General features: G+C 68.8%; 24 protein-coding genes. 12 read left to right on the top strand and 12 right to left on the bottom strand.

The window, feature by feature from the left end; genetic code table 11:
* Positions 1 to 10 precede the first annotated feature (10 nt).
* Positions 11 to 862, top strand: coding sequence for an alpha/beta hydrolase (locus tag IM738_RS20700; protein WP_236962917.1), 852 nt, complete (start codon positions 11 to 13; stop codon positions 860 to 862).
* 46 nt (positions 863 to 908) lie between these two features.
* Here the strand turns inward: IM738_RS20700 and IM738_RS20695 are convergent, their stop codons facing one another.
* Complete coding sequence (locus tag IM738_RS20695; protein WP_236962916.1) at positions 909 to 1394, bottom strand: YidB family protein; 486 nt, start codon at positions 1392 to 1394, stop codon at positions 909 to 911.
* 48 nt (positions 1395 to 1442) lie between these two features.
* Complete coding sequence (locus IM738_RS20690; RefSeq protein WP_236962915.1) at positions 1443 to 2618, bottom strand: MFS transporter; 1176 nt, start codon at positions 2616 to 2618, stop codon at positions 1443 to 1445.
* A gap of 110 nt (positions 2619 to 2728) precedes the next feature.
* On the opposite strand from IM738_RS20690, the gene IM738_RS20685 reads away from it, so the two are divergent.
* A complete protein-coding gene (locus IM738_RS20685) occupies positions 2729 to 3070 on the top strand; it encodes a DUF4870 family protein (RefSeq protein ID WP_236962914.1) in 342 nt (113 codons plus the stop codon).
* Positions 3071 to 3146: 76 nt separating this feature from the next.
* Here IM738_RS20685 and recX read toward each other — a convergent pair whose 3' ends face one another.
* Complete coding sequence (gene recX, locus IM738_RS20680) at positions 3147 to 3596, bottom strand: recombination regulator RecX (RefSeq protein WP_236962913.1); 450 nt, start codon at positions 3594 to 3596, stop codon at positions 3147 to 3149.
* Positions 3597 to 3638: 42 nt separating this feature from the next.
* A complete protein-coding gene (recA, locus tag IM738_RS20675; protein WP_236962912.1) occupies positions 3639 to 4751 on the bottom strand; it encodes a recombinase RecA in 1113 nt (370 codons plus the stop codon).
* Positions 4752 to 4892: 141 nt separating this feature from the next.
* Here recA and IM738_RS20670 point away from each other — a divergent pair, with 141 nt between their 5' ends.
* The 3 genes from IM738_RS20670 to IM738_RS20660 all read left to right on the top strand — a co-directional run bounded on the left by IM738_RS20670 (position 4893) and on the right by IM738_RS20660 (position 7691).
* Positions 4893 to 5390: a MarR family winged helix-turn-helix transcriptional regulator gene (locus tag IM738_RS20670; RefSeq protein ID WP_236962911.1), complete on the top strand. Its 498-nt coding sequence runs from the start codon at positions 4893 to 4895 to the stop codon at positions 5388 to 5390.
* Between the two features lie 144 nt (positions 5391 to 5534).
* Positions 5535 to 6203, top strand: coding sequence for a response regulator (locus IM738_RS20665; RefSeq protein ID WP_236962910.1), 669 nt, complete (start codon positions 5535 to 5537; stop codon positions 6201 to 6203).
* An 18-nt stretch (positions 6204 to 6221) separates the two neighbouring features.
* Complete coding sequence (locus IM738_RS20660; RefSeq protein WP_236962909.1) at positions 6222 to 7691, top strand: sensor histidine kinase N-terminal domain-containing protein; 1470 nt, start codon at positions 6222 to 6224, stop codon at positions 7689 to 7691.
* Between the two features lie 48 nt (positions 7692 to 7739).
* Here the strand turns inward: IM738_RS20660 and IM738_RS20655 are convergent, their stop codons facing one another.
* Positions 7740 to 8393 (bottom strand): glutathione S-transferase family protein, encoded by a 654-nt coding sequence (locus tag IM738_RS20655; RefSeq protein WP_236962908.1) that lies wholly within the window; start codon positions 8391 to 8393, stop codon positions 7740 to 7742.
* Positions 8394 to 8410: 17 nt separating this feature from the next.
* Positions 8411 to 11356 (bottom strand): DNA topoisomerase III, encoded by a 2946-nt coding sequence (locus IM738_RS20650; RefSeq protein ID WP_236962907.1) that lies wholly within the window; start codon positions 11354 to 11356, stop codon positions 8411 to 8413.
* 194 nt (positions 11357 to 11550) lie between these two features.
* Here IM738_RS20650 and IM738_RS20645 point away from each other — a divergent pair, with 194 nt between their 5' ends.
* The 3 genes from IM738_RS20645 (at position 11551) to IM738_RS20635 (ending at position 13733) form a co-directional block, all read left to right on the top strand.
* Complete coding sequence (locus IM738_RS20645) at positions 11551 to 12009, top strand: SET domain-containing protein (protein ID WP_236966378.1); 459 nt, start codon at positions 11551 to 11553, stop codon at positions 12007 to 12009.
* Positions 12010 to 12147: 138 nt separating this feature from the next.
* The gene (locus tag IM738_RS20640; protein WP_236962906.1) at positions 12148 to 12948 is read left to right on the top strand and encodes a biotin--[acetyl-CoA-carboxylase] ligase; all 801 of its coding nucleotides are present in this window, start codon (positions 12148 to 12150) and stop codon (positions 12946 to 12948) included.
* Entirely contained in the window at positions 12942 to 13733 is a 792-nt protein-coding gene (locus IM738_RS20635) for an SPOR domain-containing protein (RefSeq protein ID WP_236962905.1), read from the top strand. The genes IM738_RS20640 and IM738_RS20635 overlap by 7 nt, the downstream gene beginning before the upstream one ends.
* On the opposite strand, the gene IM738_RS20630 is transcribed toward IM738_RS20635, so the two are convergent.
* The 4 genes from IM738_RS20630 to tkt all read right to left on the bottom strand — a co-directional run bounded on the left by IM738_RS20630 (position 13717) and on the right by tkt (position 18589).
* Positions 13717 to 14622 (bottom strand): alpha/beta hydrolase family protein, encoded by a 906-nt coding sequence (locus tag IM738_RS20630; RefSeq protein ID WP_236962904.1) that lies wholly within the window; start codon positions 14620 to 14622, stop codon positions 13717 to 13719. The two genes, IM738_RS20635 and IM738_RS20630, sit on opposite strands and share 17 nt — an antisense overlap.
* Before the next feature lie 4 nt (positions 14623 to 14626).
* On the bottom strand, positions 14627 to 15238 hold the full coding sequence (locus IM738_RS20625) for a TetR/AcrR family transcriptional regulator (protein WP_236962903.1): 612 nt from the start codon (positions 15236 to 15238) through the stop codon (positions 14627 to 14629).
* 134 nt (positions 15239 to 15372) lie between these two features.
* On the bottom strand, positions 15373 to 16371 hold the full coding sequence (gene gap, locus IM738_RS20620) for a type I glyceraldehyde-3-phosphate dehydrogenase (protein ID WP_236962902.1): 999 nt from the start codon (positions 16369 to 16371) through the stop codon (positions 15373 to 15375).
* Positions 16372 to 16522: 151 nt separating this feature from the next.
* The gene (gene tkt, locus IM738_RS20615; RefSeq protein WP_236962901.1) at positions 16523 to 18589 is read right to left on the bottom strand and encodes a transketolase; all 2067 of its coding nucleotides are present in this window, start codon (positions 18587 to 18589) and stop codon (positions 16523 to 16525) included.
* Between the two features lie 183 nt (positions 18590 to 18772).
* Between tkt and IM738_RS20610 the strand changes: the two genes are divergently transcribed.
* From IM738_RS20610 to IM738_RS20595, 4 genes are all read left to right on the top strand, one after another.
* Complete coding sequence (locus tag IM738_RS20610; RefSeq protein WP_272907877.1) at positions 18773 to 19468, top strand: nucleotidyltransferase family protein; 696 nt, start codon at positions 18773 to 18775, stop codon at positions 19466 to 19468.
* Positions 19469 to 19702: 234 nt separating this feature from the next.
* Complete coding sequence (locus IM738_RS20605) at positions 19703 to 21100, top strand: aminopeptidase P N-terminal domain-containing protein (protein ID WP_236962899.1); 1398 nt, start codon at positions 19703 to 19705, stop codon at positions 21098 to 21100.
* Between the two features lie 4 nt (positions 21101 to 21104).
* Entirely contained in the window at positions 21105 to 21680 is a 576-nt protein-coding gene (locus tag IM738_RS20600) for an MOSC domain-containing protein (RefSeq protein WP_236962898.1), read from the top strand.
* Between the two features lie 29 nt (positions 21681 to 21709).
* Positions 21710 to 22669 carry a 1-phosphofructokinase family hexose kinase gene (locus IM738_RS20595; protein ID WP_236962897.1) on the top strand — a complete coding sequence of 320 codons (960 nt, stop codon included), beginning with the start codon at positions 21710 to 21712 and terminating at the stop codon, positions 22667 to 22669.
* A gap of 10 nt (positions 22670 to 22679) precedes the next feature.
* On the opposite strand, the gene IM738_RS20590 is transcribed toward IM738_RS20595, so the two are convergent.
* Complete coding sequence (locus IM738_RS20590) at positions 22680 to 23912, bottom strand: DUF2325 domain-containing protein (RefSeq protein WP_236962896.1); 1233 nt, start codon at positions 23910 to 23912, stop codon at positions 22680 to 22682.
* A gap of 59 nt (positions 23913 to 23971) precedes the next feature.
* Positions 23972 to 24463: a hypothetical protein gene (locus tag IM738_RS20585; RefSeq protein ID WP_236962895.1), complete on the bottom strand. Its 492-nt coding sequence runs from the start codon at positions 24461 to 24463 to the stop codon at positions 23972 to 23974.
* Between the last annotated feature and the right edge of the window lie 41 nt (positions 24464 to 24504).

The raw sequence follows: 24504 nt of genomic DNA, 5'->3' as shown, positions 1-24504 counted from the left end.
CCGTCGCCGCATGATCGATTCGACACAGTCCCCCTTCACTTTGCGCGACGGCCTCAACGTCGCCACCTACGACTGGCCCCTGCCCAGTCGGCAGCGCCCGCGCGCGGTGATCCTGATCGTGCACGGCCTGGGGGAACACGCCTGGCGCTACGACGACGTGGCCCAGCGACTGAACGAATGGGGGTTTTCGGTCAGGGCCTACGACCAGCGGGGACACGGGGAGTCGGGTGGCGAGCCCGGTGTGTTGCCCGACGACGATGCGCTGCTCGACGACCTGGCGGAGGTGGTGGACGACACGCGCCGCCACATCGCACAGCCCTGGGCCTGCCCATTGATTCTGCTGGGGCACAGCATGGGCGGGCTGGTGGCGGCCACCTTCGTGCAGCGCCAGATCGAGCCCGTGGATGGCCTGGTGCTGTCGTCGCCGGCGTTCGACACGGGCATGACGCGGTTCCAGCGAGCGCTCACCCGCCTGCTCTATCGCTGGGCGCCGAACCTCACGCTGCCCAACGGGCTGGACGCCAACGCCATCTCGCACGACCCTGCGGTCGTGCAGGCCTACCAGAACGACCGCCTGGTGCACAACCGCATCTCCGCGCGGCTCGCGCACTTCATCGACAGCAACGGCCCGCGTGTGGTGGCCGCCGCGCCGAGCTGGGCCGTGCCGACGCTGTTGATGTACGCGGGCGCCGATCTTCTGGTGCGCCCCGAAGGCAGCCGGGCGTTTGCCGCCGTGGCGCCGCCGCAGTGGGTGAGCAGCCGGCGCCTCGATGGTCAGTTCCACGAAATCTTCAACGAGACCGATCCGTCCACCGCTTACGCCACGCTGAGCGCCTGGCTGGACCACCAGGCGCCGGCCTGAGGCGCCTCCCCCGCCGCGCCCGCGCGGGCCACGCCGCCCCTTCTGTTCAGCGCTTGCCGAGCATGCCGCCCAGCATGCCGATCAGGTCGCCCGCGTCCAGGCCGTTGCCGCCCTGTTGTCCGCCGCCGAGCAGCGAACCCAGCGCGCCCATGCCGTTGTCGGCGGGCAGCTGGCCTTGCGGTGTGAGCTGGTCGATGAGACCGGGCAGCAGGTCGGCCATGGTGCCGGCGGCCTGTTGCTGGTTGCCGCCGAGCTGTCGGGCGATGAGGTCCATCAGGTCCGGGCCCAGGGCACCGCCCAGCGCGTCGGCCGAGACCGGCTGGTTCGCGCCGGTCCCCACCCACGAAGCCGCTGCCTCACCCAGGCCGCCCTGCTGCAGCTTGCCCAGGATGCCCGAGAGCCCGCCACTGCTGTTCATCAGCGCCCCGATGATGCCCATCAGCACTTGGGGGTCGATGCCGCCCGCGCTGGCTGCCCGGTCGCCTTGTTGGCCGCCCAGAGCGGCGCCCACCAGTGAATCCAACAGTCCCATGTGAAACCTCGCTTGTGAAATGAACGACCGGTGCCGGGAGGCACCGGTTCAGGCCGCATTGTGGGTCTGGCGCCGGACCCACGCAAGCCACAACAAGGCCAGGCCGGTGAGGGCCACCGGCACCAGCGACCCCAGGTTGAGCAGGGCCCAGCCCTGGGTGGTCACGAGGGCACCGGAGGCGAACGAGGTGAGCGCCATGGTGGCGAACACGAAAAAGTTGATGGCGGCCTGTGCGCGGTCTTTTTCCTCAGGCCTGTAGGCTTGGAGCGACAGTGTGGTGCCGCCGGTGAAGAGGAAGTTCCAGCCCACGCCCAGCAGGAACAGCGCCACCAGGAACTGCTGCAGCTCCACGCCGGTGAGCGCGATCGCGATGCACAGCGCGTTCAGCACCACGCCCACGCCCATGATGGTGAGCACGCCGAAGCGCTTGATCAGATGGCCGGTGAAGAAGCCCGGCGCGAACATGCCGATCACGTGCCACTCCAGCACCAGGGCCGCGTCGTCGAACGGAAAGCCACACACCTGCATGGCCAGCGGCGTGGCCGCCATCAGCAGGTTCATCACGCCATAGCCCAGCGCGGCGCCGAGGGTCGCGACGATGAAGATGGGCTGGCGCACGATCACCGAAAGCGGGCGTCCCGGGTCGGCGTTCGCCTTTTTCGGTGGCAGCGGCGGGAACTTCAGGAAGGCCATGATGCCCATCGACACCAGCGCCACCACCGCGAGCGAGAGGTAGGCGCCGGCGAACGGCACCTCCAGCAGGTTGCGCGTTCGGCTGGCCAGGTTGGGCCCCAGCACCGCGCCCACCAGGCCGCCCGCCAGCACCAGCGACACCGCCTTTTCGCGGAAGTCGGGGGTCGCCAGTTCGGCCGCCGCGTAGCGGTAGAGCTGGCCATTGGCGCTGTAGTAGCCCGCGATCACCGTGGCCGCCACCAGCAGCCAGAAGTTCTTGTCGGCCGCGGCCCAGTAGCACAGCAGGGCCGACAGCAGCGCCACCAGCAAACCGATCTGGAACGAGCCCTGGCGGCCGAAGGCGCTCTGGGTGCGCGCCACCAGCGGCGTGGAGAGCGCACCACCCACCACATAGCCCATCACCGGCAACGTCGCCATCCAGCCCAACGGTGCGAGCGACAGGCCCACCAGGCCGTTGATGGCGATGAAGACCACGTTGTTGGTCAGGAAGAGGCCTTGCGCGGCGGCCAGCAGCCAGAGGTTTTTATTCATAAGGCGTTGTTTATACAGTGGGCCGCTCAAGGGGCAGTGGCTATAGTTCAGAAACGTGTTCGAAGCCCTTGCGCTGCGCCACGCCCCCCGATCCCCTGCCCGGAGCCGACATGAACGCACCCGCCAGCGACGAAGCCAACAAAACACTCACCACGGTGATCTACGCGCTCTACGCGTCGTCCATCCTGGTGGGGGTGACGATCCTGGTCGCCATCGTCATGAATTACGTCAAGCGCGACGACGTGGCGGGGACCTGGCTGGAGAGCCATTTCCGCTGGCAGATCCGCACCTTCTGGTTCGGGCTGCTGTGGAGCGTGCTCGGTGTGCTGAGCCTGGTGGTCGTGGTCGGGTTTGCCGTGCTGTTCGCGAACCTGGTCTGGTTCATCTACCGCATCGTCAAAGGCTGGATCCGTCTGAACGAGGGCCGGCCGATGTACGAGGGCGTCGCCTGAAGTGAAGCACCCCCGCGGTGTGTGCTGACAGACGCCCCGCTCCAGTCGCGCCCTCTCGCTGGATTCGCCGCTCCGCTCAGTCTTCGTCGCTGCCGCCGACCACGCGGCGGATCGCTTCGGCGCCGAAGCCGCGCGCCAGCAGAAACCGCATCTGCTTGCCGCGCTCGGCCGCATCGGCCGGCGGTGATCCGAATTTCTTGCGCCAGACCTCGCGGGCCCGTTCCACCTCGGTGCCACGCAGCGCAGCCACCGCCTCGGCCACCGCAACCGGGTCCAGCCCTTTGGCCTGCAGCTCTTGCTTCACACGGGCGGCACCCAGGCGGGAAGCACGGCGGTGCACGACGGATTCGAGCACACGCTGTTCGTTGATGAAGCCCTTGGCATCCAGCTCGTCCAGCGCGCGGGCCAGCTCGCCCGGCTCCGTTTCGTGGGCTCTCAGTTTGCGCTCCAGCTCGGCGCGGGAGTGCTCGCGCCCGGCCAGCAGGCGCAGGGCACGGCCTTTGAGGGAGATCTGATCAAACGCCATGCGACGAATGCTCCACCGCTCGCTGTGCCGTGCTCACAACGCTCACTCGCTCAGGACTTCGGCCTTGTCCGGCTTGGCCGCGGCCTTGTCCGCTTTGGCGGCCTTGGCAGGCGCGGGCGCCTCGTCCACCGGCAGCAGCGGAACACCCAGCTCGGTGCGCACCTTGTTTTCGATCTCGACACGCAGCTCGGGGTTTTCGCGCAGGAATTCGCGCGAGTTGTCGCGACCCTGGCCGATCTTTTCGCCGTTGTAGGCGTACCAGGCGCCGGACTTTTCGATCACCTTGTTCAGCACACCCAGGTCCAGGATCTCGCCTTCGCGGCTGATGCCCTCGCCGAACAGGATGTCGAACTCGGCGGTCTTGAACGGGGGCGAGACCTTGTTCTTCACCACCTTGACCTTGGTTTCGTTGCCGATCGCTTCTTCGCCCTTCTTGATCGTGCCGGTGCGACGGATGTCGAGGCGGACCGAGGCGTAGAACTTGAGCGCGTTGCCACCGGTGGTGGTCTCGGGGCTGCCGAACATGACACCGATCTTCATGCGGATCTGGTTGATGAAGATGACCATGCAGTTGGTCTTCTTGATGTGGGCGGTGAGCTTGCGCAGCGCCTGGCTCATGAGGCGGGCCTGCAGACCGGGCAGGCTGTCGCCCATCTCGCCTTCGAGTTCGGCCTTGGGCGTGAGCGCGGCGACCGAGTCCACCACGATCAGGTCCACCGCGCCGGAACGCACCAGCGAGTCCACGATTTCGAGCGCCTGTTCACCGGTGTCGGGCTGGCTGATCAGCAGGTCCTGCAGGTTCACGCCCAGCTTCTGCGCGTACTGGATGTCCAGCGCGTGCTCGGCGTCCACAAAGGCGCAGGTGCCGGCCAGCTTCTGCATCTCGGCGATCACCTGCAGGGTCAGCGTGGTCTTGCCCGAGGATTCCGGGCCGTAGATTTCCACCACGCGACCGCGCGGCAGGCCGCCGACGCCCAGGGCGATGTCCAGCCCCAGCGAGCCGGTGGAGACGACCTGGATGTCTTCGATCACCTCGCCTTCGCCCAGCCGCATGATGGTGCCCTTGCCGAACTGCTTTTCGATCTGGGCCAGCGCGGCCTGCAGGGCCTTGGCTTTTTCGGCGTTGACGGGGTTTGGTTTGCTGATCGGGTCCATGTGACGTGCTCCTGAGCGTGTGAGTGGGTGTTCGCTTCCGGCAAGTGTTTTTGTGTACAGGCTGGATGCTTAAACAGCAGTTTATCGCCGAATACATCGACAACATTCTATTTATTGATCAGTTTGCCTTACCATTTGCCGATGGCCATACCCACTCCTCGACAGGTGTCCGACAGCCCGCCCGACGACCGCTGGCGCAGCGCCCACCTTGGCCGGTTGATGGGCCTGGCCTTGCGCCGCTTTGACGCGCGGGTGCTGTACCTCATGGCGCACGATCCGAACGTGCCGCTGGCGCTTTCGAACCTCGCCGCGCGCGAGCAGATCGGCGCGGCCCATGTCCATATCACCCGCCACCTGGGCTTGCACGGCTCCCGTCTGACCGAACTGGCCCAGAGCGCGGGCATCAGCAAACAGGCCATGGGCGATCTGGTGACGCAGTGCGAGGCGTGGGACCTGGTGCGACGTGAGCCCGACCCGCTGGACGCGCGGGCGCGGCGCATCGTCTTCACCGCCACCGGCTTGCTGTGGCTCGAGGCCTTCCGGCTGGCGGTGGCCCGCGCCGAGAACGAGTTCCGTGCGCAGGTCGGCGAGGACATCGCCACCGTGGTCGCGCTGGGGCTGGAGGCCTACGGCAGCTGAGCGTCGCGCACGCGGGTTTGTCCGGCGAAAGGCGGGTGCGCGGCGGCCTAAAATGAACCGCAGAGCGCAAGCCGAGGAACCAGACAGCGCCCCACCCCATGCCCCAGCCAACAGGCTGGGCCATACAGCCGATAGGAGACCCGCATGCGCATCCTGATTGCCGAAGACGACCAGGTCCTGGCCGATGGCCTGTTGCGCGGGCTTCGCGCGGCCGGTGCCGCCGTCGACCACGTGGCCAGCGGCAGCGAGGCCGACGCCGCGCTGATGACGAACAACGAGTTCGACCTGCTGATCCTCGATCTGGGCCTGCCCAAGATGCACGGCCTGGAGGTGCTCAAGCGCCTTCGCTCGCGCGGCTCGTCGCTGCCGGTGCTGATCCTGACGGCGGCCGACAGCATCGAGGAACGCGTCAAGGGCCTGGACTACGGCGCCGACGACTACATGGCCAAGCCGTTCTCGCTGCAGGAACTCGAAGCCCGCGTGCGCGCCCTCACCCGCCGCGGCATGGGCGGCGCCAGCTCCACCATCAAGCACGGCCCGCTGGTGTACGACCAGGCCGGGCGCGTGGCCACCATCGACGGCAAGATGGTCGAGCTCTCGGCGCGCGAGCTCGGCCTGCTCGAGGTGCTGCTGCAGCGCGCCGGACGGCTGGTGAGCAAGGACCAGCTGGTCGAGCGCCTGTGCGAGTGGGGCGAAGAGGTGAGCAACAACGCCATCGAGGTCTACATCCACCGCCTGCGCAAGAAGATCGAGAAGGGCCCGATCCGCATCGCCACGGTGCGGGGGCTGGGCTATTGCCTGGAGAAGATTTGACCCCGGCTGCGCTCTGACATGGCCGACGAGCCGCACGACAGCGCGCGCATCTCCTTCGGGCTGTTCCAGCGCGAGCAGCGCAGCCTGTTCGGCGAGATCCTGGACTGGATGCTCACGCCGCTGCTGCTGCTGTGGCCGCTGTCGCTGGCGCTGACGTGGTTCGTGGCCCAGGGCATCGCCACCAAGCCGTTCGACCGGGCGCTGGAGTTCAACCTGCAGGCACTGACGCAGTTCGTGGTGGCCACCGACAAAAAGGTCAGCTTCAACCTCACCCCCCAGGCCCGCGACCTGCTGCGGGCCGACGACAGCGACCTCGTGTACTACCAGGTGCTGGACGCGCGCGGCCGGCTCATCAGCGGTGAAGGCGATTTCCCCCTGCCCAACGAGCCCGAGCTGCCCGAACCCGGCCGGGTGCTGTTGCGCGACGACATGGTGCGCGGCGACGAGGTGCGGGTGGCCTACGCCTGGCTGTCGCGCGGCACCGAGACGAAGCAGCTGGTGCTCATGCAGGTGGGTGAGACCAAGGGCAAACGGTCCACGCTGGCGACCGAGATCATCAAGGGCGTGATGGTGCCGCAGTTCGTCATCCTGCCGCTGGCGGTGCTGCTGGTGTGGCTGGCGCTGGTGCGTGGCATCCGCCCGCTCAACGAGCTGGAACAGAAGATCCGCGCGCGCAAGCCCGACGACCTCAGCCCCATCGAGGAATCGTTCATTCCCCAGGAGGTGGCGCCGCTGGTGTCGTCGATCAACGACCTGCTCACGCGGCTGAAGACCTCGCTCACCACGCAGAAGCGCTTTCTGGCCGACGCGGCGCACCAGCTCAAGACGCCGCTGGCCGGGCTGCGCATGCAGGCGGAACTGGCGCAGCGCGAAACCGACCCGCAGGAGATTCGCGGCTCGCTGCAGCAGATCGCCCGCTCCAGCTCCAGGGCCACGCACACCGTCAACCAGCTGTTGGCACTGGCCCGCGCAGAGACCACGGGCCGTGCGCTGCCCAGCGCGCAGATCGATCTGGCCAAACTGGTCACTGACGTGGTCCGGGATTCGGTGCCGCGGGCGCTGGAACACGGCATCGACCTCGGCTACGAAGGACCGGAAGAGATGCCCGAGATCTGCCTGATGGACGGGAACCCGACCCTGTTGCAGGAGATGGTCCGCAACCTGGTCGACAACGCGATCAACTACTCGGGCCAGGGAGGCATCGTGACGGTGCGGGTGCTGTTCGACCGGTTCAGTGGCGTGCAGATCCTCCAGGTCGAGGACAACGGCCCGGGCATCCCCGAAAACGAACGTGCGCTGGTGCTGCAACCCTTCTACCGCGCGCTGGGCACCAACGTGGACGGCTCCGGCCTAGGTCTGGCGATCGTGCATGAGATCGCCCAGCAACACGGCGCCGTGGTCATGATGGAAGACACGCACCCCGAAGGCCCCCGCCGCGGCTTGCGGGTGGCCATCCGCTTTGCGGCCAGAAAACCCGCCGACGAATGAACAAGGGCGCCCAGCGGCGCCCTTGTCTTCGGTAACGGTGCAAAGCGATCAGCCTGCCGGCGGCTGGTACAGGTTGAGTTGCAAGCGTTCGCGATCAATCACCGTGGCCACCGCTGGCAGCGCGGCAAAGCGCTGGGCCAGGGCCCAGGTGGCGGTGAACCCGGTGGGGTCGATGCCGGCGATGCCGCCCCAGCGCAACAGCGTGAGCGCATAGGCGTCGAGCGCGCCCGGGCGGTCGCCCGTCAGCCAGGGCGCGGCGTTCGCGGCCAGGGCCTCGATCTCGCCCAGCAGACCGCGGTAACTCTCGACCGCGAATCGTTTGATCGCCTGCTGCGCCGCTGCGTCGTCGGTGAACTTCTGCGGCATGAAGATGTGGGTGAAGGTGGGGTGCACCGTGTTGTTCATCCAGGCCAGCGTGGACAGCGCGCGCGTGCGGGCCATGCCGCCGGCGGGCAGGATGCCGGCCTCGGGCAGCTTCGCGTCCAGGTGCAGCAGGATGGCGACGATCTGGGTGATCACCTCGCCGTCGTCCACCAGCACCGGCACCTGGCCGCGGGGGTTGAGCGCCAGGTACTCGGCCGAGCGCTGCTCGCCCTTGTGCAGCTTCACGCTGACGGGTTCGAACGCTGCGCCCGACAGTTCGAGCAGGCTGTGCGGCACGAACGAGCAGGCGCCGGGGGCGAAATACAGTTTGAGGCTCATGGCGGTGTCTCCTGGAATCAGCCGAGGTGTTTGCCCAGCACGCCGGCGATTTCAAACATCGTGACTTGCGGCTTGCCGAACACCGGCGCCAGCTTGGCGTCGGCGTTGATGTTGCGTTTGTTGGTCGCGTCCTGCAGGCCGTTGGCCTTGATGTAGTCCCACAGCTTCTTAACGGCTTCGGGGCGCGACACGGCGTCCGGGCCGATCACCGCGGCCAGCGCAGCGCTGGGCTGCTTGCCGCTGGCGGCGGTGGTCTTGCGCGGTGCCTTCACCGCCGCGGTCTTCTTGGCCGCGGCTTTCTTGGCGGGCGCGGCCTTGGCAGTCGCCTTCTTCGCCGGCGCGGCCTTGGCCGGCGCACCGGCCGCTGTCTTGCGTGGCGGGAACTTGCTGGTGCGCGGCTCGAACTCGAAGTTCACCTTGCCCGCTTCCTTGTCCCAGGCCAGGAAGGCCTTGAAGGCACGGCGCGTGCGCATGGAGACGAACTTGTCGAGCAGGTCGGTCTTGCCGGTTTCCAGCAGCTTGTGCATCTGCTCGCGCGCCACCGGCTGCTGCAGGATGATTTTGCCGCTCTTGAAGTCGCAGCTCGGCGTGGCCTGCGCGTCGGTGGGCACCGACTTCTCGCACACGTAGTTGGCGCCATGCTCGTGCACCGGGCTGCCGCACTTGGGGCAGGCGCCGAGCGACTCGCTGCCGGTGAAATCGACCAGCTCGCCGGTCTCTTCGTTCTTCTTGTCGTCGCCGAAGTCGAATTCGAGCTTCCAGTTCTGGTCTTCTTCGTTGAACTTGATCACGATCTCGGCCACGAAGGGCCAGCCCGCCTTGGAACGGAAGCCCTCCAGCGGGCCGATCTTCTTGGTCGCCAGCAGCTGTTCGGCTTCTTCGGGTTCGAAGGTGCGGCCGGCCGGCGATTTGCCGAACGAAAAGCCGCAACCATCGCTGTTGCCGTCAGCGCCGGTGCAGCCGTAACGGCGGTAGTTTTCCTTCACCACGCCACCGCAGTTGGGGCAGGGCGTTTGCAGGGTGGCGTAGTTGCCGGGGATGGTGTCGCGGTCGTATTCCTTGGCCTTCTTCACCATGCGCTCGGTCATCTGCGCGATCTCGGCCATGAAGTCGCTGCGGCTGAGCTGGCCGTGCTCCATCTGCGCCAGCTTGTGTTCCCACTCACCGGTGAGCTCGGCCTTGGAGAGTTCTTCCACGCCCAGGCCACGCAGCAGCGTCATGAGCTGGAAGGCCTTGGCCGTGGGGATGAGTTCGCGGCCCTCGCGCAGCATGTATTTTTCGGTCAGCAGGCCTTCGATGGTGGCCGCGCGCGTGGCGGGCGTGCCCAGGCCTTTTTCCTGCATGGCCTCGCGCAGCTCGTCGTCGTCGATCAGCTTGCCGGCACCTTCCATGGCGCCGAGCAGCGTGGCTTCCGAGTAGCGGGCCGGTGGTTTGGTCTTCAGGCCCTTGGCCTCCACCGTCTCGGTGCGCACGGTCTCGCCCTCGCGCACCGGCACCAGGTTCTGGCCCTTGTCGCCTTCCTTGGCGCCTTCCACATCCTCGGCGGCTTCTTTGCCATACACGGCCATCCAGCCCGGCTTCACGAGCACCTTGCCTTCGGTCTTGAAGTGGTGGTTGAGCACCTTGCTGATGCGCGTGGTCACCATGAACTCGGCGCTGGGGAAGAACACCGCCAGGAAGCGGCGCACCACCAGGTCGTACAGTTTCTGCTCGGCTTCGCTCAGGCCGCTGGGCGCCTGCAGCGTGGGGATGATGGCAAAGTGGTCCGACACCTTGCTGTTGTCGAAGATGCGCTTGCTCGGGCGGATGTAGCCGCCGTTGAGCGCCGTCAGCGCGTGCGGCGCCAGGTGCTTCATGCCGCTGTCGGCCAGCATCTCGAAGGTCTGCTTCACCGTGGGCAGGTAGTCCTCGGGCAGCGCACGCGAATCGGTCCGCGGGTAGGTCAGGGCTTTGTGGCGTTCGTACAGGCTTTGGGCCAGCTGCAGCGTGGTCTTGGCCGAGAAGCCGAAGCGGCCGTTGGCCTCGCGCTGCAGGCTGGTCAGGTCGTACAGCAGGCCGCTGGCCTGCGTGGTGGGTTTGCTCTCTTCGGTGACGCTGGCCGCCTTGCCGCGCACGGCGTCGACGATGGCCTGGGCATCGCGCTGGTTCCAGAGGCGGTCGGCGCGCAGGTCGGCGTCGGCATCGTCGCCGGTGGGCTTCTTGAAGGCGGGGTCGAACCACTTCCCGGGGTACTCGCCGGCCTCGGCCAGGAAGCTGGCGTGAATTTCCCAGTAGTCACGGCTGCGGTGGGCGCGGATCTGTTCTTCACGTTCGACCACGATGGACAGCGTGGGCGTCTGCACCCGGCCGACCGTGGTGAGGAAGAAGCCTCCGTCGCGCGAGTTGAACGCCGTCATGGCGCGGGTGCCGTTGATGCCCACCATCCAGTCGGCCTCGGAGCGGCTGCGCGCCGCGTCGGCCAGGCCCTGCATCTGGGCGTCGCTGCGCAGGTGCTCGAAGCCGTCGCGGATGGCCGCCGGCGTCATGGACTGCAGCCACAGGCGCTGCACCGGCTTGCCCAGCGACTGATATGAACCGCCCTTGAGACCCCCAGCGTACTGTTCGATCAGGCGGAAGATCAGTTCGCCCTCGCGGCCCGCGTCACAGGCGTTGATGAGCTGGCTCACGTCCTTGCGCTTGGCCAGCTTCACCACGGCGGACAGGCGCGACTTGGTCTTGTCGATCGGCTTCAATTCAAAGTAGGGCGGCAGCACCGGCAGGTGGGCGAAGCTCCACTTGCCGCGCTTGACGTCGAACTGCTCGGGCGCGGCGATCTCCACCAGGTGACCCACGGCCGAGGTCACGACGTAGGTGTCATTCTCAAAATGGTCATCGTGCTTCTCGAACTTGCCCGCCGTCGGGGTGAGCGCTCGCACGATGTCTTGGGCCACGGATGGCTTCTCGGCAATGACCAGGGTTTTCATCTCTACAATCGGCTTTCACGCGCGCATGCATGCGCACACATGGGTACGCACACACACGCGCGCACCTGCATGAAACAACCTTACCAAAAATTCCGGCCGTGAAGAAAACCGCAGGTTTCGCCAAAAAGCCCCGCTCGACGCAACCGCGCGCTTCTTCCACTGCCCAGAAACCCGCCGCATCCAGCAGCCGCCGCATCCAGACGCGCCGCTCCGGCGTGCATGGCAAGGGTGTGTACGCGGTGGTGGATCTGGCCGAGGGCGAGGCACTGATTGAATATGTGGGCGAGGTCATCAGCTGGGACGAGGCGCTGCGGCGTCACCCGCACGACCCGAGCGATCCACACCACACCTTCTATTTCCACATCGACGAAGGCCATGTGATCGACGCCAAGTACGGCGGCAACTCGTCGCGCTGGATCAACCACAGCTGTGCGCCCAACTGCGAAGCCGAAGTGGACGAGGGCCGCGTGTTCATCCGCGCCAAACGCAACATCGCCGACGGCGAAGAGCTGTTCTACGACTACGGCCTGGTGATCGACGAGCCCTACACCCCCAAGCTCAAGGCCGAGTACCCCTGCTGGTGCGGCGCGCCCAAGTGCCGCGGGACCTTGCTCGCGCCGAAACGGGCAGGCCGCGCGTCGAAATTGGGATGACCCCCCTGCGCCGCTTCGCGTCGTCCCCCCTGAAGGGGGGACGCACCCAGTGGCCCGGCAAAGCCGGTTCCACGGGTGCCCTGGGCGGTGTCCCGCGCTCCGGCGCAGAGCAGTGTCCGGCCCCGCCAAAAACAGTCCATGTCTGAACTTCTCGCCCACGTCGAAGCCGTCTGGCAATCGGTGGTGCCCGATCTGCCGGGCTTCACCGTCGAAGTGCTGCCGAGCATCGACTCCACGAGCAGCGAGCTCATGCGCCGCGCGCGCGCCGGTCTCATGGAGCCGGTGCTGCTGGCGGCCGACGAGCAGACGGCCGGGCGCGGGCGCCTGGGCAAGGGCTGGCACAGCAAGGCCGGTCAGTCGCTGACGTTTTCGCTGGCGCTGCCGCTGGCCCCGGCCGACTGGTCGGGACTCTCATTGGCTGTGGGGGTGAGTCTGGCCGAGAGCCTGCACCCCGACGTGCGCCTGAAGTGGCCCAACGACCTCTGGCTGCAGGAGCGCAAGCTCGGCGGCATCCTCGTGGAAACCGCCGGCATCGGCGACAACTCGACCCCTCAGCGCACGGTGGTCGTGGGTGTCGGGATCAACATCGCGCGTCCCGAGACGGCGGTGGTGAACACGCTGACCGGCGCCCAGCCAGCGATGCCGCCCGTGGCGCCGGCGGGTCTGGCCGAGGTGCTGGTGGGCATCACGGCGGGCGAGGTGCTGGCGCGGGTTGCGCCTGCCCTGGTGCGCGACGTGCAACGTTTCGAGCGCGAGGGGTTCGCGCCGTTTGCGGCCCGCTTCGCGGCCCGCGATGCCCTCAGCGGTCGTGCCGTGCGCTTGTCCGACGGCGTCGAAGGCACCGCCGGGGGTGTCAGCCACCAGGGTGCCCTGAGGGTGCTGACGCCGCAGGGCCTGCGCGAAGTCACCAGCGCCGAAGTGAGCGTGCGGCCATGCTGAGAGTGGCCGCCATCCTCCTGCTGATCGCCAACCTGGCCTATTTCGCCTGGACGCAGGGCCACCTGGAGGCGCTGGGGCTGGCGCCCCAGGAACAGCGTGAACCCGAACGCCTGCAGGGGCAGGTCCAGCCCGAGATGCTGCGCCTGCTTAACGGGCCACGTGCGGCGGCGCCGGCTGACGAGGAGCGGGTGGCGCTGCCCAGTCCGGACGCCGCAGGCGCCGGTGCCGAGGTGCCCGTTCCACCGCCCGGACCCGTTGCGGCGCCCACCACCGAAGCACCGGCACCGGTCACCCTGGTCCAGGCCCCGGCCCCCGTGACCCAGGAGCCCGAGACCACGGCCTGCTGGCAGGCCGGTGGCTTCACCGAGGCCCAGACCGAGGCGCTGCGCAACGCCCTGGTCCAGCTTGACCTGCCACGCAGCTGGCAGTTCAACGAAGCCCGCAGCGGCGGGCGCTGGATCGTCTACATGGGCCGCTACGACAACCAGGAGCAGGTGGAACGCAAGAAGGCCGAGCTGCGTGAGCTGAAGGTCTCCTTCCGCGAGCTGTCCGCGGCCGGCCTGGGTCCTGGCCTGGCGCTGGGCACCTACTCCAGCGAAGCGGCGGCCGAAAAAGCCCTGGCCGACGTGGTCCGGACCGGGGTGCGCACGGCCCGGGTCGCGCAGGAGCGCGCCGAGTCGGTCAGTTTCACGCTGCGCCTGCCCCGCATCACCCCCACGCAGCGCGACGCCGTGGCCGGGCTGGGCGCCCTGCTGGCGGGCAAGCCGCTCAAGCGCTGCAACTGAGCCGCTGGGCCTCGAACCAGTCCAGGGCGTCGTTCCACAAGGGCCGGGCTTTCGGACGGAAATAACCCATGTGGCCGATGGCCCCCAGGCCGGCGCGGCGCGGGTCGATGCTCACGGCGCGCACCGCGGTGTTGCGGTAGCCGGCCATGAAGGCGTCGCGCGAGGCCGGAGGCGCCCAGGCGTCGTCGAGCGCATTGACCGCCACGATGGGAAAACGCACCTCGCCGAACCGCTCGGTGACGGCCTGCATGCGCGGGTCGTCGAAGAAGTAGCGCGGGTAGTTGCACCACCGGCGCCACTGGCGGTACACGTCCAGCGGCAGGTCCTCGCCCATGCCCAGCCGGCTCCAGGGCAGGTAGCCCGCCGCGCGGGTCCACACCGGCCCGAGCACGCGCCACATGAAGAGCACCCTCAGGCGCTCCAGCGGCGGCATCCAGCCGTGCCAGCCGGCGCCGGTGGCGAACGTGTAGGCGCCGTCCACCGCGCCGGGGTCGGGCAACAACCCGAGCGCGTGGCCGCCGTAGGAGTGGCCCACCAGGTACAGCGGCATGCCGGCCTGTCGCATGGCCTCGACGCCGGCGGCCAGATCGAGCCGGCCCCAGTCGAGGTAGTCCATGCGAAAGCCTTTGAGCGTGGCCGGGGCCGACTGGCCGATGCCCCGGTAGTCCAGGGTGAGCACGTCGAAGCCCCGCTGCGCCGCGTGCTCGGCAAAGCGCCGGTAGAAGCCCTGGGGCACACCGGTGGCGCCGGCCATCACCAGGTGCGCGCGTGGCGGCGTGGGGCTCCTGAAGCGGTGCGCCACCAGCGGGTAGCCATCGGCCGCCTGCAGGGTCAGGCGCTCGCTGGCGACGGGTGCCGCCGGGGTGACAGGGTCCATCGATGAGGACATGGGATCAGGCTCCTTCGGGATGCGCGCCCGCGCCGGTCGGACGCGCCGGCAGCAGGGACAGCAGGCTCGTCATGGCCTGCTGGATCGGTTCGCTGCTCTGCGCCACGCGGGCCTGCAGCAGGCCGCCTTCGTAGGCGGCCACGATGAGGGCGGCCAGGCCCAGCGCCTGCGCGCGCGGCTCGCCCGCCCGCTCCAGCGCCTGGGCGATGCGTTCGCGCAGGCGCGTGAACGCCCGGGCCAGCGCTTCGCGCAATGCGGCATCGTGGGCGGTGCTCTCCAGCGCCACCGTGGCCAGCGGGCAGCCGGACTCGAAACCGCTGTCCTGCAGCCGGGCGGTGGCACCACCGACCCAGCGGCGCAGGGCGTCGTGCGGGTCGGGTGTCGCGGCCAGCAGGGCGTCGAGCCCGCGCAGCATGCGGTCCACCACCGCGTCGATCGCCGCGATCGCCAGCTCGGTCTTGCCGCCGGGGAAGTGGTGGTAGAGCACGCCCTTGGGCGCACCGGCCTGCTGCAGCAATTCGGTCAGGCCGATGCCGTGCAGGCCACGGCGGCGCAGCGCGTCGGTCATGGCGGTGATGAGGCGCTCGCGGGTGCCGGGGGTGGAAACGTCGGACATGGGGCGAATCTATAGACCGGTCGGTCTAGTGTCAAGTGCCCGGCTGTCACCTGGGTGCACGGAGCCCGGTGAACCCCCGACGCCCAACAAAAAAAAGCGCCCGAAGGCGCTTCTTTGTGGAGCCGGGTGGACGATCAGCCGGCCACGACCCGCGCCATCTCCAGGCACTTGTTGGAGTAGCCCCACTCGTTGTCGTACCAGGCCACGACCTTGACGAAGGTGCTGTCCAGCGCGATGCCGGCGTCGGCGTCGAACACGCTGGTGCAGGTCTCGCCGCGGAAGTCGGTCGCCACGACCTTGTCGGTGGTGTAACCCAGCACGCCCTTCAGCGCGCCTTCGCTCTGGGCCTTCATCTCGGCGCAGATCTCGGCGTAGCTGGCTTCGCTGTTGAGTTCCACGGTCAGGTCGACCACCGAGACGTCGGAGGTGGGCACGCGGAAGGACATGCCGGTGAGCTTCTTGTTCAGCTCAGGAATCACCACGCCCACGGCCTTGGCCGCGCCCGTGCTCGACGGGATGATGTTTTCCAGGATGCCGCGGCCGCCGCGCCAGTCTTTGTTGGACGGGCCGTCCACGGTCTTCTGCGTGGCGGTGGCGGCGTGCACCGTGGTCATCAGGCCGCGCTTGATGCCCCACTTGTCGTTCAGCACCTTGGCCACAGGGGCCAGGCAGTTGGTCGTGCACGAAGCGTTGGAGATGATGGCCTGGCCGGCGTAGCTCTTGTGGTTCACGCCATAGACGAACATGGGCGTGTCGTCCTTGGAGGGGGCCGAGAGGATGACCTTCTTGGCGCCGGCGTCCAGGTGCTTCTGGGCCGTGACCTTGTCGAGGAACAGGCCGGTGGATTCGATCACGATGTCGGCGCCGACTTCATTCCACTTCAGGTTCGCCGGGTCACGCTCCTGCGTCAGGCGGATGGTCTTGCCGTTGACGACGATGTTGCCGCCCTCGACCTTGACGGTGCCCTTGAAGCGGCCGTGCACGCTGTCGTACTGCAGCATGTAGGCCAGGTAGTCGGGTTCGAGCAGGTCGTTGATGGCGACGACCTCGATGTCGCTGAAGTTCTGGATCGCGCTGCGCAGCACGTTGCGCCCGATGCGGCCAAAGCCGTTGATGCCGATCTTGATGGTCATGTCCGTCTACTCCTTCAGTTGGAAAAGTTGCAAGTCAGGGAAATCAGTTCAGCGCAAGCGTTGCCCGATCCAGGGCACCGCCGGGCCGGCTTTGCCGGACGGCCAGTGCCGCCCCCCTTGAGGGGGTAGCGCGAAGCGCTGCAGGGGTGGGTCATTTCGTCAATACGGTGCGCACCGTGTCGGCCACGTTCTGGGCGGTGAAGCCGAAGTGCTCGAACAGCACCGGCGCCGGGGCGGATTCGCCGTAGGTGTCAAGGCCGACCACCGCAGCCACGCCGTACTTCCACCAGCCGTCGGTGGAGCCCATCTCCACCGCGATGCGCGGCAGGCCGGCCGGCAGCACCGAGGCCTTGTAGGCGGCGTCCTGGCGGTCAAACGTGGTGGTGCTGGGCATGGAGACCACGCGCACCGCGATGTTGTAGGCGCGGGCCAGCAGGTCCTGCGCCTTGAGCGCGAGCTGCACTTCGGAACCGGTGGCGATGATCACCGCCTGGGCCTTTTTCTTCAGGCCCACCTCGCTGGGTTCGGCCAGCACGTAGGCGCCGCGGCTGATGTCGCCGAGCTCGTGCTTGGGCGCGTAGGGCAGGTTCTGGCGGCTCAGCAGCAGCGCGGTCGGCTTGTTGGCGTTCTGCAGTGCAACGGCCCAGGCCACGGCGGTTTCGGCCGTGTCGCCCGGGCGCCAGACGTCCAGGTTGGGGATCAGGCGCAGGCTGGCGGCGTGTTCGACCGACTGGTGCGTCGGGCCGTCTTCACCCAGACCGATGGAGTCGTGCGTGAACACGTGGATCACGCGCTGCTTCATCAGCGCAGCCATGCGGATGGCGTTGCGGCTGTAGTCGCTGAACGTGAGGAAGGTGCCGCCGTAGGGGATGAAACCGCCATGCAGCGCCACGCCGTTCATGATGGCGGCCATGCCGAATTCGCGCACGCCGTAGTTGATGTGGCGGCCACCCTGCCCAGCCTCGTTCTTCACCACGTTGCCCGCCAGATCGAAGCGCAGGTTGGGGGTGGACTTGGTGTTGGTGAGGTTGGAGCCGGTCAGGTCGGCGCTGCCACCCAGCAGCTCGGGCAGGGCGGCCGTGAAGGCTTCCAGCGCGATCTGGCTGGCCTTGCGGCTGGCCACGGTCTCGGCCTTGGTGTGGGCCGCGAGCACGGCGTCCACGGCGACCTGGTGGAACTGCTTGGGCAGCTCGCCCTTCATGCGGCGGGTGAATTCCTTGGCCAGCTCGGGGAAGGCGGCCTTGTAGGCGGCAAACTGCGCGTTCCAGGCGGCCTCGGCGGTCTTGCCGGCGGCCTTGGCGTCCCAGGCGGCGTACACGTCTTTCGGGATCGCGAACGGCGCGTGGCTCCAGCCCAGGGCTTCGCGGGTGAGCTTGATTTCTTCGGCGCCCAGCGGCTCGCCGTGGGCCTTGGCGGTGTTGGCGCGGTTCGGGCTGCCTTTGCCGATGCTGGTCTTGCAGCAGATCAGCGTGGGCTTGTCGGCGCTGTTCTTGGCGGCGGCGATGGCTTTGTCAACGGCGTCGGCGTCGTGGCCGTCGACCGCGCGGATCACGTTCCAGCCGCAGGCTTCAAAACGCTGGGGCGTGTCGTCGATGAACCAGGGTGCGACCTGGCCGTCGATGGAGATGCCGTTGTCGTCGTACAGGGCGACCAGCTTGTTGAGCTTCCAGGCGCCGGCCAGCGCGATGGCTTCGTGGCTGATGCCTTCCATCAGGCAGCCGTCGCCCAGGAAGACATAGGTGTTGTGGTCCACGATGGTGTGACCGTCGCGGTTGAATTCGCTGGCCAGCAGCTTCTCGGCCAGCGCCATGCCCACCGCGTTGGTGATGCCCTGGCCCAGCGGGCCGGTGGTGGTCTCGACGCCGGGCGTGTGGCCGACTTCGGGGTGGCCGGCGGTCTTGCTGCCGAACTGGCGGAAGTTCTTCAGTTCACCGATGGGCAGCTTGTAACCGGTCAGGTGCAGCAGCGCGTAAATCAGCATCGAGCCGTGGCCGTTGGACAGCACGAAGCGGTCGCGGTTGGCCCAGGCCGGGTTGGTGGGGTTGTGGCGCAGGTGGCGGCCCCACAGGGCAACCGCCATGTCGGCCATGCCCATGGGCGCGCCGGGGTGACCGGAGTTGGCGGCCTGCACCGCGTCCATGGCGAGCGCGCGGATGGCGTTGGCCTGGGTCTGGGGCGTGACGGAAGGGGCGGTGGGGGTGCTGGCAGCGTCGGACATGGGGAGGATGTGGAGTGGGGGCGGGGGTGGGTCGCGGAGGCGAAGCCCCTGATTTTATCGGCCCCGCGCAACGCAGTGCCCCAGCCCGCGGCGCCGCGGGCGGCAGCGGTCCCATAATCTTGTCGACAGAGCCCACCGAACGCACCGCCCATGAGCCTCTCCCACCCTGCCCCCACGCCCGCCATGATCCTGGCCGCCGGCCGGGGCATGCGCATGCGTCCACTCACCGACACCACCCCCAAGCCCTTGCTGCCGGTTCAGGGGCGCCCGCTGATGCAGTGGTCGATGGACGCCCTGGCGCGCGGGGGCTTTCACCAGATGGTGATCAACACCGCCTGGCTGGGCGAACAGATCGAGGCGCACTTTTCGGCGTGGCCGCAGCAGCATGAAGGCACGGCGCTGTGTTTCTCGCACGAGGGTCAGGACTTTGGCTATGCGCTGGAGACCGCGGGCGGTATCTCGCGCGCCCTGCCCCTGCTGGGCGAGGTGTTCTGGGTGCTGGCCGGCGACGTGTACGCGCCAGCGTTTCAGTTCACGCAGGCCAGCGTGGACCGCTTTGTCGCCAGCGGCATGCTGGCCCACCTCTGGCTGGTGCCCAACCCGACGCACAACCCCGAGGGCGACTTCGGCCTCAGCGAGGACGGGCGGGCGCTGAACGAGGCCCCGGTGAAGTTCACCTACAGCACCATCGGCCTCTACCGCCGTGCCCTGTTTGAATTGCCCTGGTTCGACACCGTGCCCGGCAACCCCCAGGGCACGGCCGCACCGCTGGCCCCGCTGCTGCGCCGGGCCATGGACGCCGGGCGCGTGAGCGCCGAGCTGTACACCGGGCCCTGGACCGATGTGGGCACGCCCGAGCGGCTGCAGGAACTGGGCTGAAGCCAGCGACTCCCCCGCGCCGCCTGCGGCGTGCCTTGCAGGCCGCGTCATCGTCGGAGCCGATGCCTCTTCGTCCCGTCCAAGCCTGCGCAGGCAGGCTCGGAGCCGCGGTCCTCAGCCCCCAAGGGGGCGCATCCAGCGGCCCGGCAAAGCCGGTTCCGCGGATGCCTTGGCTGGTGTCGCGCACCGGGCAGTGGCACTGCGGGGTCGTTGCAAAACACGGAGAATGGTCCCATGGACGCACACACCACCCACACCCTCTACGCCCAACGCCGCGCTCGCCTGGCCGCACAGCTAGGCCCTGGCGGCATCGCCATCGTGCCCACCGCGCCCGAGCAGCAGCGCAACCGCGACAGCGACTTCCTGTTCCGGCACGACAGCTACTTTTATTACCTGACCGGTTTCGCCGAACCCAACGCCTGGCTGGTGATCACGGCCGAGGGCGAGAGCACGCTGTTCTGCAACCCGAAAGACGCCGAGCGCGAGGTCTGGGACGGCATCCGCCTCGGACCGGCCGCGGCGCCCGAGGTGCTGGGTGTGCAGGCCGCGCTGTCGGTGGCCGAGCTGGACCAGCGCCTGCCCAAGCTGCTGGAAAACCGCAGCGTGGTCTGGTACCCCTTCGCCACGCACCAGGGGCTGGACAGCCGCATCAACGGCTGGCTGCAGCCGGTGCGTGCCCGCGTGCGTTACGGCGCGCTCTGCCCCGAACAGCAGCGCGACCTGTGTGGCCCGCTGGACGAGATGCGCCTGATCAAGGACGCCCACGAGCAGGACACCATGCGGCGCGCCGCGCAGATCAGCGCGCGCGCCCACGTCCGCGCCATGCAGCGTTGCGCGGCCATGCTGCGCGCCGGGCAGGACGTGCGCGAGTACCACCTCGACGCCGAGCTGCTGCACGAGTTCCGCCAGCAGGGCTCGCAGTACCCGGCCTACGGCAGCATCGTCGCGGCCGGGGCCAACGCCTGCGTGTTGCACTACCGCGCCGACGCCGCGCCCATCCGCAGCGGCGAGCTGGTGCTGATCGACGCAGGTTGTGAACTCGACGGCTACGCCAGCGACATCACCCGCACCTTCCCCGCCAACGGCACGTTCACCGGCCCGCAGCGCACGCTCTACGACCTGGTGCTCGCCTCGCAGGACGCGGCCGTGGCCGCCACCAAAGCGGGCGCGCGCTTCACCGATCCGCACGAGGCCACGGTGGCCGTGCTCGCGCAGGGCCTGCTCGACGTCGGCCTGCTCGACACAAACAAGGTCGGCAGCGCGCAGGACGTGATCGCCAACCGAAGCTACTTCCCGTTCTACATGCACCGCACCGGCCACTGGCTGGGCATGGACGTGCACGACTGCGGCAGCTACGTGGAGCCCAGCGAGGTGGGCACGGTGAACGAACGCAAGGACCCGCTGAGCGGCGAAACCATCAAGGACCGCCCCAGCCGCATCCTGCGCCCGGGCATGGTGCTCACCATCGAGCCCGGCCTGTACGTGCGCCCGGGGGAAGGCGTGCCCGAAGCGTTCTGGAACATCGGCATCCGCATCGAAGACGACGCCATCGTCACCGAGACCGGCTGCGAGCTCATCAGCCGCGGCGTGCCGGTGGATGCCGACGAGATCGAAGCGCTGATGCGCGGCTGAGGCCTTGCGGGTCCTGAGCGTCAACACCGGCCGCGCGCGGCCCCTGCGCGTCGGCCCACGCAGCTTCCTCTCGGCCATCGGCAAAGCGCCGGTGACCGGCCCGGTGGCGGTCGGGCCGCTCGGCCTGCACGGCGACGAGCAGGCCGACCCCACGGTGCACGGCGGGCTGGACAAGGCGGTCTACGCCTACCCGGTCGAGCACCTGCCGTTCTGGCAGGGCCAGCGGCGCGAAGCGGGCGTGAACCTGTTTGACGATCCCCTGCCGCCCGGCTTCATGGGCGAGAACCTGAGCATCCAGGGCCTGCTGGAACACGAGGTGTGGATCGGCGACGAGCTTCACTTTCCCGGCTGTGCGCTGCGCGTGACCGCGCCGCGCGAGCCCTGCTACAAGTTCAACGCCGTCATGGAGCTGGCGACGGCGGGCCGGCTGATGATGGCGCAGCTGTGCTCGGGCTTCTACCTCGCGGTGGTGCGGCCGGGCGCCATCGAGGCCGGCCAGCCGTTCACCCTCGTGCCCGGCATCCGCGGCCTGCGGGTGAGCGAGGCCTTCGCCGCCAAGCGGTTCAAGCACCTGCGCTGACGCGCGGCCCCTGCGGTCAGAATGGCGGCATGAACAGCCCCATTCCACCCCTGCGCGTGCTCTGCCTCACCATGAACCCGGCGGTCGATCTGGCGACCGAGACCGAGCGCGTCGTGCCCACGCACAAGCTGCGCTGCGGCGACACGCTGCACGACGCGGGCGGCGGCGGCATCAACGTGGCGCGCGTGCTCACCCGTCTGGGCGGCCAGTGCACGGCGCTCTGCCCCACCGGCGGCTCCTCGGGCCAGTGGCTGGAGCGGCGCATGCGCGACGAGGGCCTGAGCGGCGTGTTCCTGCCCATCGCCGACGAGACGCGCGTGAGCTTCACCGTGCACGAACACAGCACCGGCGCCGAATACCGCTTCGTCATGCCCGGCCCGCACCTGACGGACAGCGAGTGGCAGGCCTGCCTGGACCACCTGGCGCAGATGCCCGACTTCCCCGACCTGCTGGTCGCCAGCGGCAGCCTGCCGCCGGGCGTGCCCACCGACTTCTACGCCCGGCTCGCCCGCCTGTGCCGCGCCAAGGGGGTGCGCATGGTGCTCGACACCTCCGGCCCGGCGCTCACCGCCGCCCTGGCCGAAGGCGTGTACCTGTTCAAACCCAACCTCAAGGAACTGACCGAGCTGGCGGGCCGTCCGCTGGACACGCCCGCGCACTGGCAGGCCGCCGCGCGCCAGCTGGTGCTGGACGGTCAGGCCGAGGTGGTGGCCCTGACCTTGGGCCACCTGGGCGCGCTGCTGGTCACGCGCGAGGCGATGTGGCGCGCGCCACCGCTGGACATCCCCGTGGCCAGCGCGGTGGGCGCGGGCGACAGCTTCGTGGGCGGCCTGGTCTGGGGCCTGCAGCAGGGCCTGCCGCTGGAGCAGGCCTTCACCTGGGGCATCGCTGCCGGCTCGGCCGCGCTGCTCTCGGCCGGCACCGGGCTCAGCAGCCTGGACGACATCCGGCGCCTGCAGCCGATGGTGCAGATCACCGCGGTGGATTGACGCCGGGCGCTCAGGGCAGCCTGGCCTCCTGGGTTTCGGGTGCCGCGGCGCAGCCGCTCAGGACACGCTCCATCGCCGAGCGGCTGGGCGTCTCCACGAACAGGCAGGGCTTGCCGTGGCGCTTGCAGTGTTCCTTCACGCGCCAGTAGGCGTTGTGGCTGATGCAGCCCACCTGGCAGATCACCAGGTCGGCCGATTGCAGCATCGGCCCGAGCTGCCCGGCCTTGTCTTCTTCGCCGCCGTCGTGGTGCAGGAAGCGCGCGCCCTTGTCCTCGATCAGCTCGCGGTAGACCGGGATCACGCGGGTGCGCCCGCCCACGCACAGCACCGAGCGGTCGTGGATGACCCAGCCCGCGTCGGGCGACACGGGCGACGGTGTGCCGCTGGCCATCGCCGGTGTCGCGGCCGTGGGCGCCACCCACTCCGGCGTGGCGGGGCTGGCTTCGTTCATGCGGCTCAGGGCGCGGCGCAGCTGCTGGTTGTGTTCGATCAGCTGCCGGTTCTCGTCCGCCAGGCGCTGGCGCTGCGGCAGGTCGGGCGCCTGCCGCTGCAGTGCTTCGCACTGCGCCTGGGTCTGCGCCTGGGCGGTGTGCGCCCGGATCAGTTCGCCGCGCAGGCGCCCCCGCTCCGCGTCGTGCTGCGCCCGGAGCTGCGCCAGCTCCAGCGCGGTGGCCTGCAGGCGCTGCTGGGCCAGCGCCAGGTCGTCACCCAGCGTCTGGTTGTCCTGCACCAGCGCGTGCAGGCGGCTCAGGTCCACCCGCGCGGCCATGCCCACCTGGTGCTGCAGCATGTGCACCTGCCCCAGCACGGCAAATTCCAGCTCGGGGGTGCAGCGCGGATGCGTCAGCACCGCCCAGAACACGCCCGCCCAGTCCATGCCCATGCAGCTCTGGTCCCACCATTGCGCCAGGGCCTCGGTGGTTTTCAGTTTCGCCGACTTCAGCACGAACAGCGCATGGCGGTCGTCGAGCTCGCGCTGCACCAGCTCGGCCAGCGGGGTGCGCCGCCGGCACTCGCTCACCACCGCGATGTGGGTTTCGTATTCGCTGAGCCCCGCCACGTCCAGGCCCGCCTTGCGCGCCAGCTTCTGCAACTCGGGCAGGCGCAGGCAGACGCCGGTGACCGGGCAGGGCGCGTGGCCCCCCAGCTCCCACAGCTTGCGGCGCGCGGAGCCCTGCCGCGCGGGCGCGGCGGCACCGACGGCGGGTGACGGGCCACCGTCCCGCAGGGCGTAACGGCTCACGAGCGTGTCCGGGTTCGCTGGGGCTTCAAAGGGCTTCTTGTGCACACACATGGCCGGCCTCAGTGAACGGCGCGCGCCGCGGCGTTCATCACCAGGCAGCCCGCGCGCAGCGCGCCCTCGATCACCGGGTCGGGTCCGTGCGCGGCCCAGTGCTGCACCAGCGCCGCGTGGGTGTCGTGGCTGTACCGGACGGCGGCCTTGCGCCAGGCGCTGGCGCGCGGTGGACCGAGCATCAGCCGGACCAGCGCGGTGTGGGCGTCGGCCAGCGTGGCCGCCGCCAGCGACAGCTGGCCCTGGTCCGCCTGCAGGCCCGAGAGGCACAGCGTGCTGCTCACCAGCGCGCACAGGCACGCGTCTTCGTTGTCGGTGCACCCGGTGTCCACCCGATCGAACGCCAGCCCCAGCGCCTCGCGGTACCAGCCCGTCGCGCGCGACACCTGGCCCAGGCACTGCGCCCGGGTCGCCTGGTGCATGGCCCGGGTCCATCCGGGCAAGGCCGCGAGCGGCACAAACGGCCCACCCAGACCGGTATCGACACATGGCTGTGGCATGAGGACGCTCCTTGCAAGTGAAACACTGGCCGATTGCCAGT

Origin of the sequence: Hydrogenophaga sp. SL48, assembly GCF_021729865.1 — a bacterium.
Classification (GTDB): domain Bacteria; phylum Pseudomonadota; class Gammaproteobacteria; order Burkholderiales; family Burkholderiaceae_C; genus Hydrogenophaga.
This window is presented reverse-complemented; position numbering and strand designations above follow the sequence as displayed.

Excerpts from the sequence above, each read along its gene's own strand:
- tkt (WP_236962901.1), bottom strand. The coding sequence starts at position 18,589 with ATGTCCGACGCTGCCAGCACCCCCACCGCCCCTTCCGTCACGCCCCAG.
- IM738_RS20700 (WP_236962917.1), top strand. The coding sequence starts at position 11 with ATGATCGATTCGACACAGTCCCCCTTCACTTTGCGCGACGGCCTCAAC.
- IM738_RS20695 (WP_236962916.1), bottom strand. The coding sequence starts at position 1,394 with ATGGGACTGTTGGATTCACTGGTGGGCGCCGCTCTGGGCGGCCAACAA.
- recA (WP_236962912.1), bottom strand. The coding sequence starts at position 4,751 with ATGGACCCGATCAGCAAACCAAACCCCGTCAACGCCGAAAAAGCCAAG.
- IM738_RS20665 (WP_236962910.1), top strand. The coding sequence starts at position 5,535 with ATGCGCATCCTGATTGCCGAAGACGACCAGGTCCTGGCCGATGGCCTG.
- IM738_RS20655 (WP_236962908.1), bottom strand. The coding sequence starts at position 8,393 with ATGAGCCTCAAACTGTATTTCGCCCCCGGCGCCTGCTCGTTCGTGCCG.
- IM738_RS20605 (WP_236962899.1), top strand. The coding sequence starts at position 19,703 with ATGGACGCACACACCACCCACACCCTCTACGCCCAACGCCGCGCTCGC.
- IM738_RS20635 (WP_236962905.1), top strand. The coding sequence starts at position 12,942 with ATGCTGAGAGTGGCCGCCATCCTCCTGCTGATCGCCAACCTGGCCTAT.
- recX (WP_236962913.1), bottom strand. The coding sequence starts at position 3,596 with ATGGCGTTTGATCAGATCTCCCTCAAAGGCCGTGCCCTGCGCCTGCTG.
- IM738_RS20630 (WP_236962904.1), bottom strand. The coding sequence starts at position 14,622 with ATGTCCTCATCGATGGACCCTGTCACCCCGGCGGCACCCGTCGCCAGC.
- IM738_RS20640 (WP_236962906.1), top strand. The coding sequence starts at position 12,148 with ATGTCTGAACTTCTCGCCCACGTCGAAGCCGTCTGGCAATCGGTGGTG.
- IM738_RS20625 (WP_236962903.1), bottom strand. The coding sequence starts at position 15,238 with ATGTCCGACGTTTCCACCCCCGGCACCCGCGAGCGCCTCATCACCGCC.
- IM738_RS20650 (WP_236962907.1), bottom strand. The coding sequence starts at position 11,356 with ATGAAAACCCTGGTCATTGCCGAGAAGCCATCCGTGGCCCAAGACATC.
- IM738_RS20690 (WP_236962915.1), bottom strand. The coding sequence starts at position 2,618 with ATGAATAAAAACCTCTGGCTGCTGGCCGCCGCGCAAGGCCTCTTCCTG.
- IM738_RS20660 (WP_236962909.1), top strand. The coding sequence starts at position 6,222 with ATGGCCGACGAGCCGCACGACAGCGCGCGCATCTCCTTCGGGCTGTTC.
- IM738_RS20595 (WP_236962897.1), top strand. The coding sequence starts at position 21,710 with ATGAACAGCCCCATTCCACCCCTGCGCGTGCTCTGCCTCACCATGAAC.
- IM738_RS20610 (WP_272907877.1), top strand. The coding sequence starts at position 18,773 with ATGATCCTGGCCGCCGGCCGGGGCATGCGCATGCGTCCACTCACCGAC.
- IM738_RS20670 (WP_236962911.1), top strand. The coding sequence starts at position 4,893 with ATGGCCATACCCACTCCTCGACAGGTGTCCGACAGCCCGCCCGACGAC.
- IM738_RS20685 (WP_236962914.1), top strand. The coding sequence starts at position 2,729 with ATGAACGCACCCGCCAGCGACGAAGCCAACAAAACACTCACCACGGTG.
- IM738_RS20585 (WP_236962895.1), bottom strand. The coding sequence starts at position 24,463 with ATGCCACAGCCATGTGTCGATACCGGTCTGGGTGGGCCGTTTGTGCCG.
- gap (WP_236962902.1), bottom strand. The coding sequence starts at position 16,371 with ATGACCATCAAGATCGGCATCAACGGCTTTGGCCGCATCGGGCGCAAC.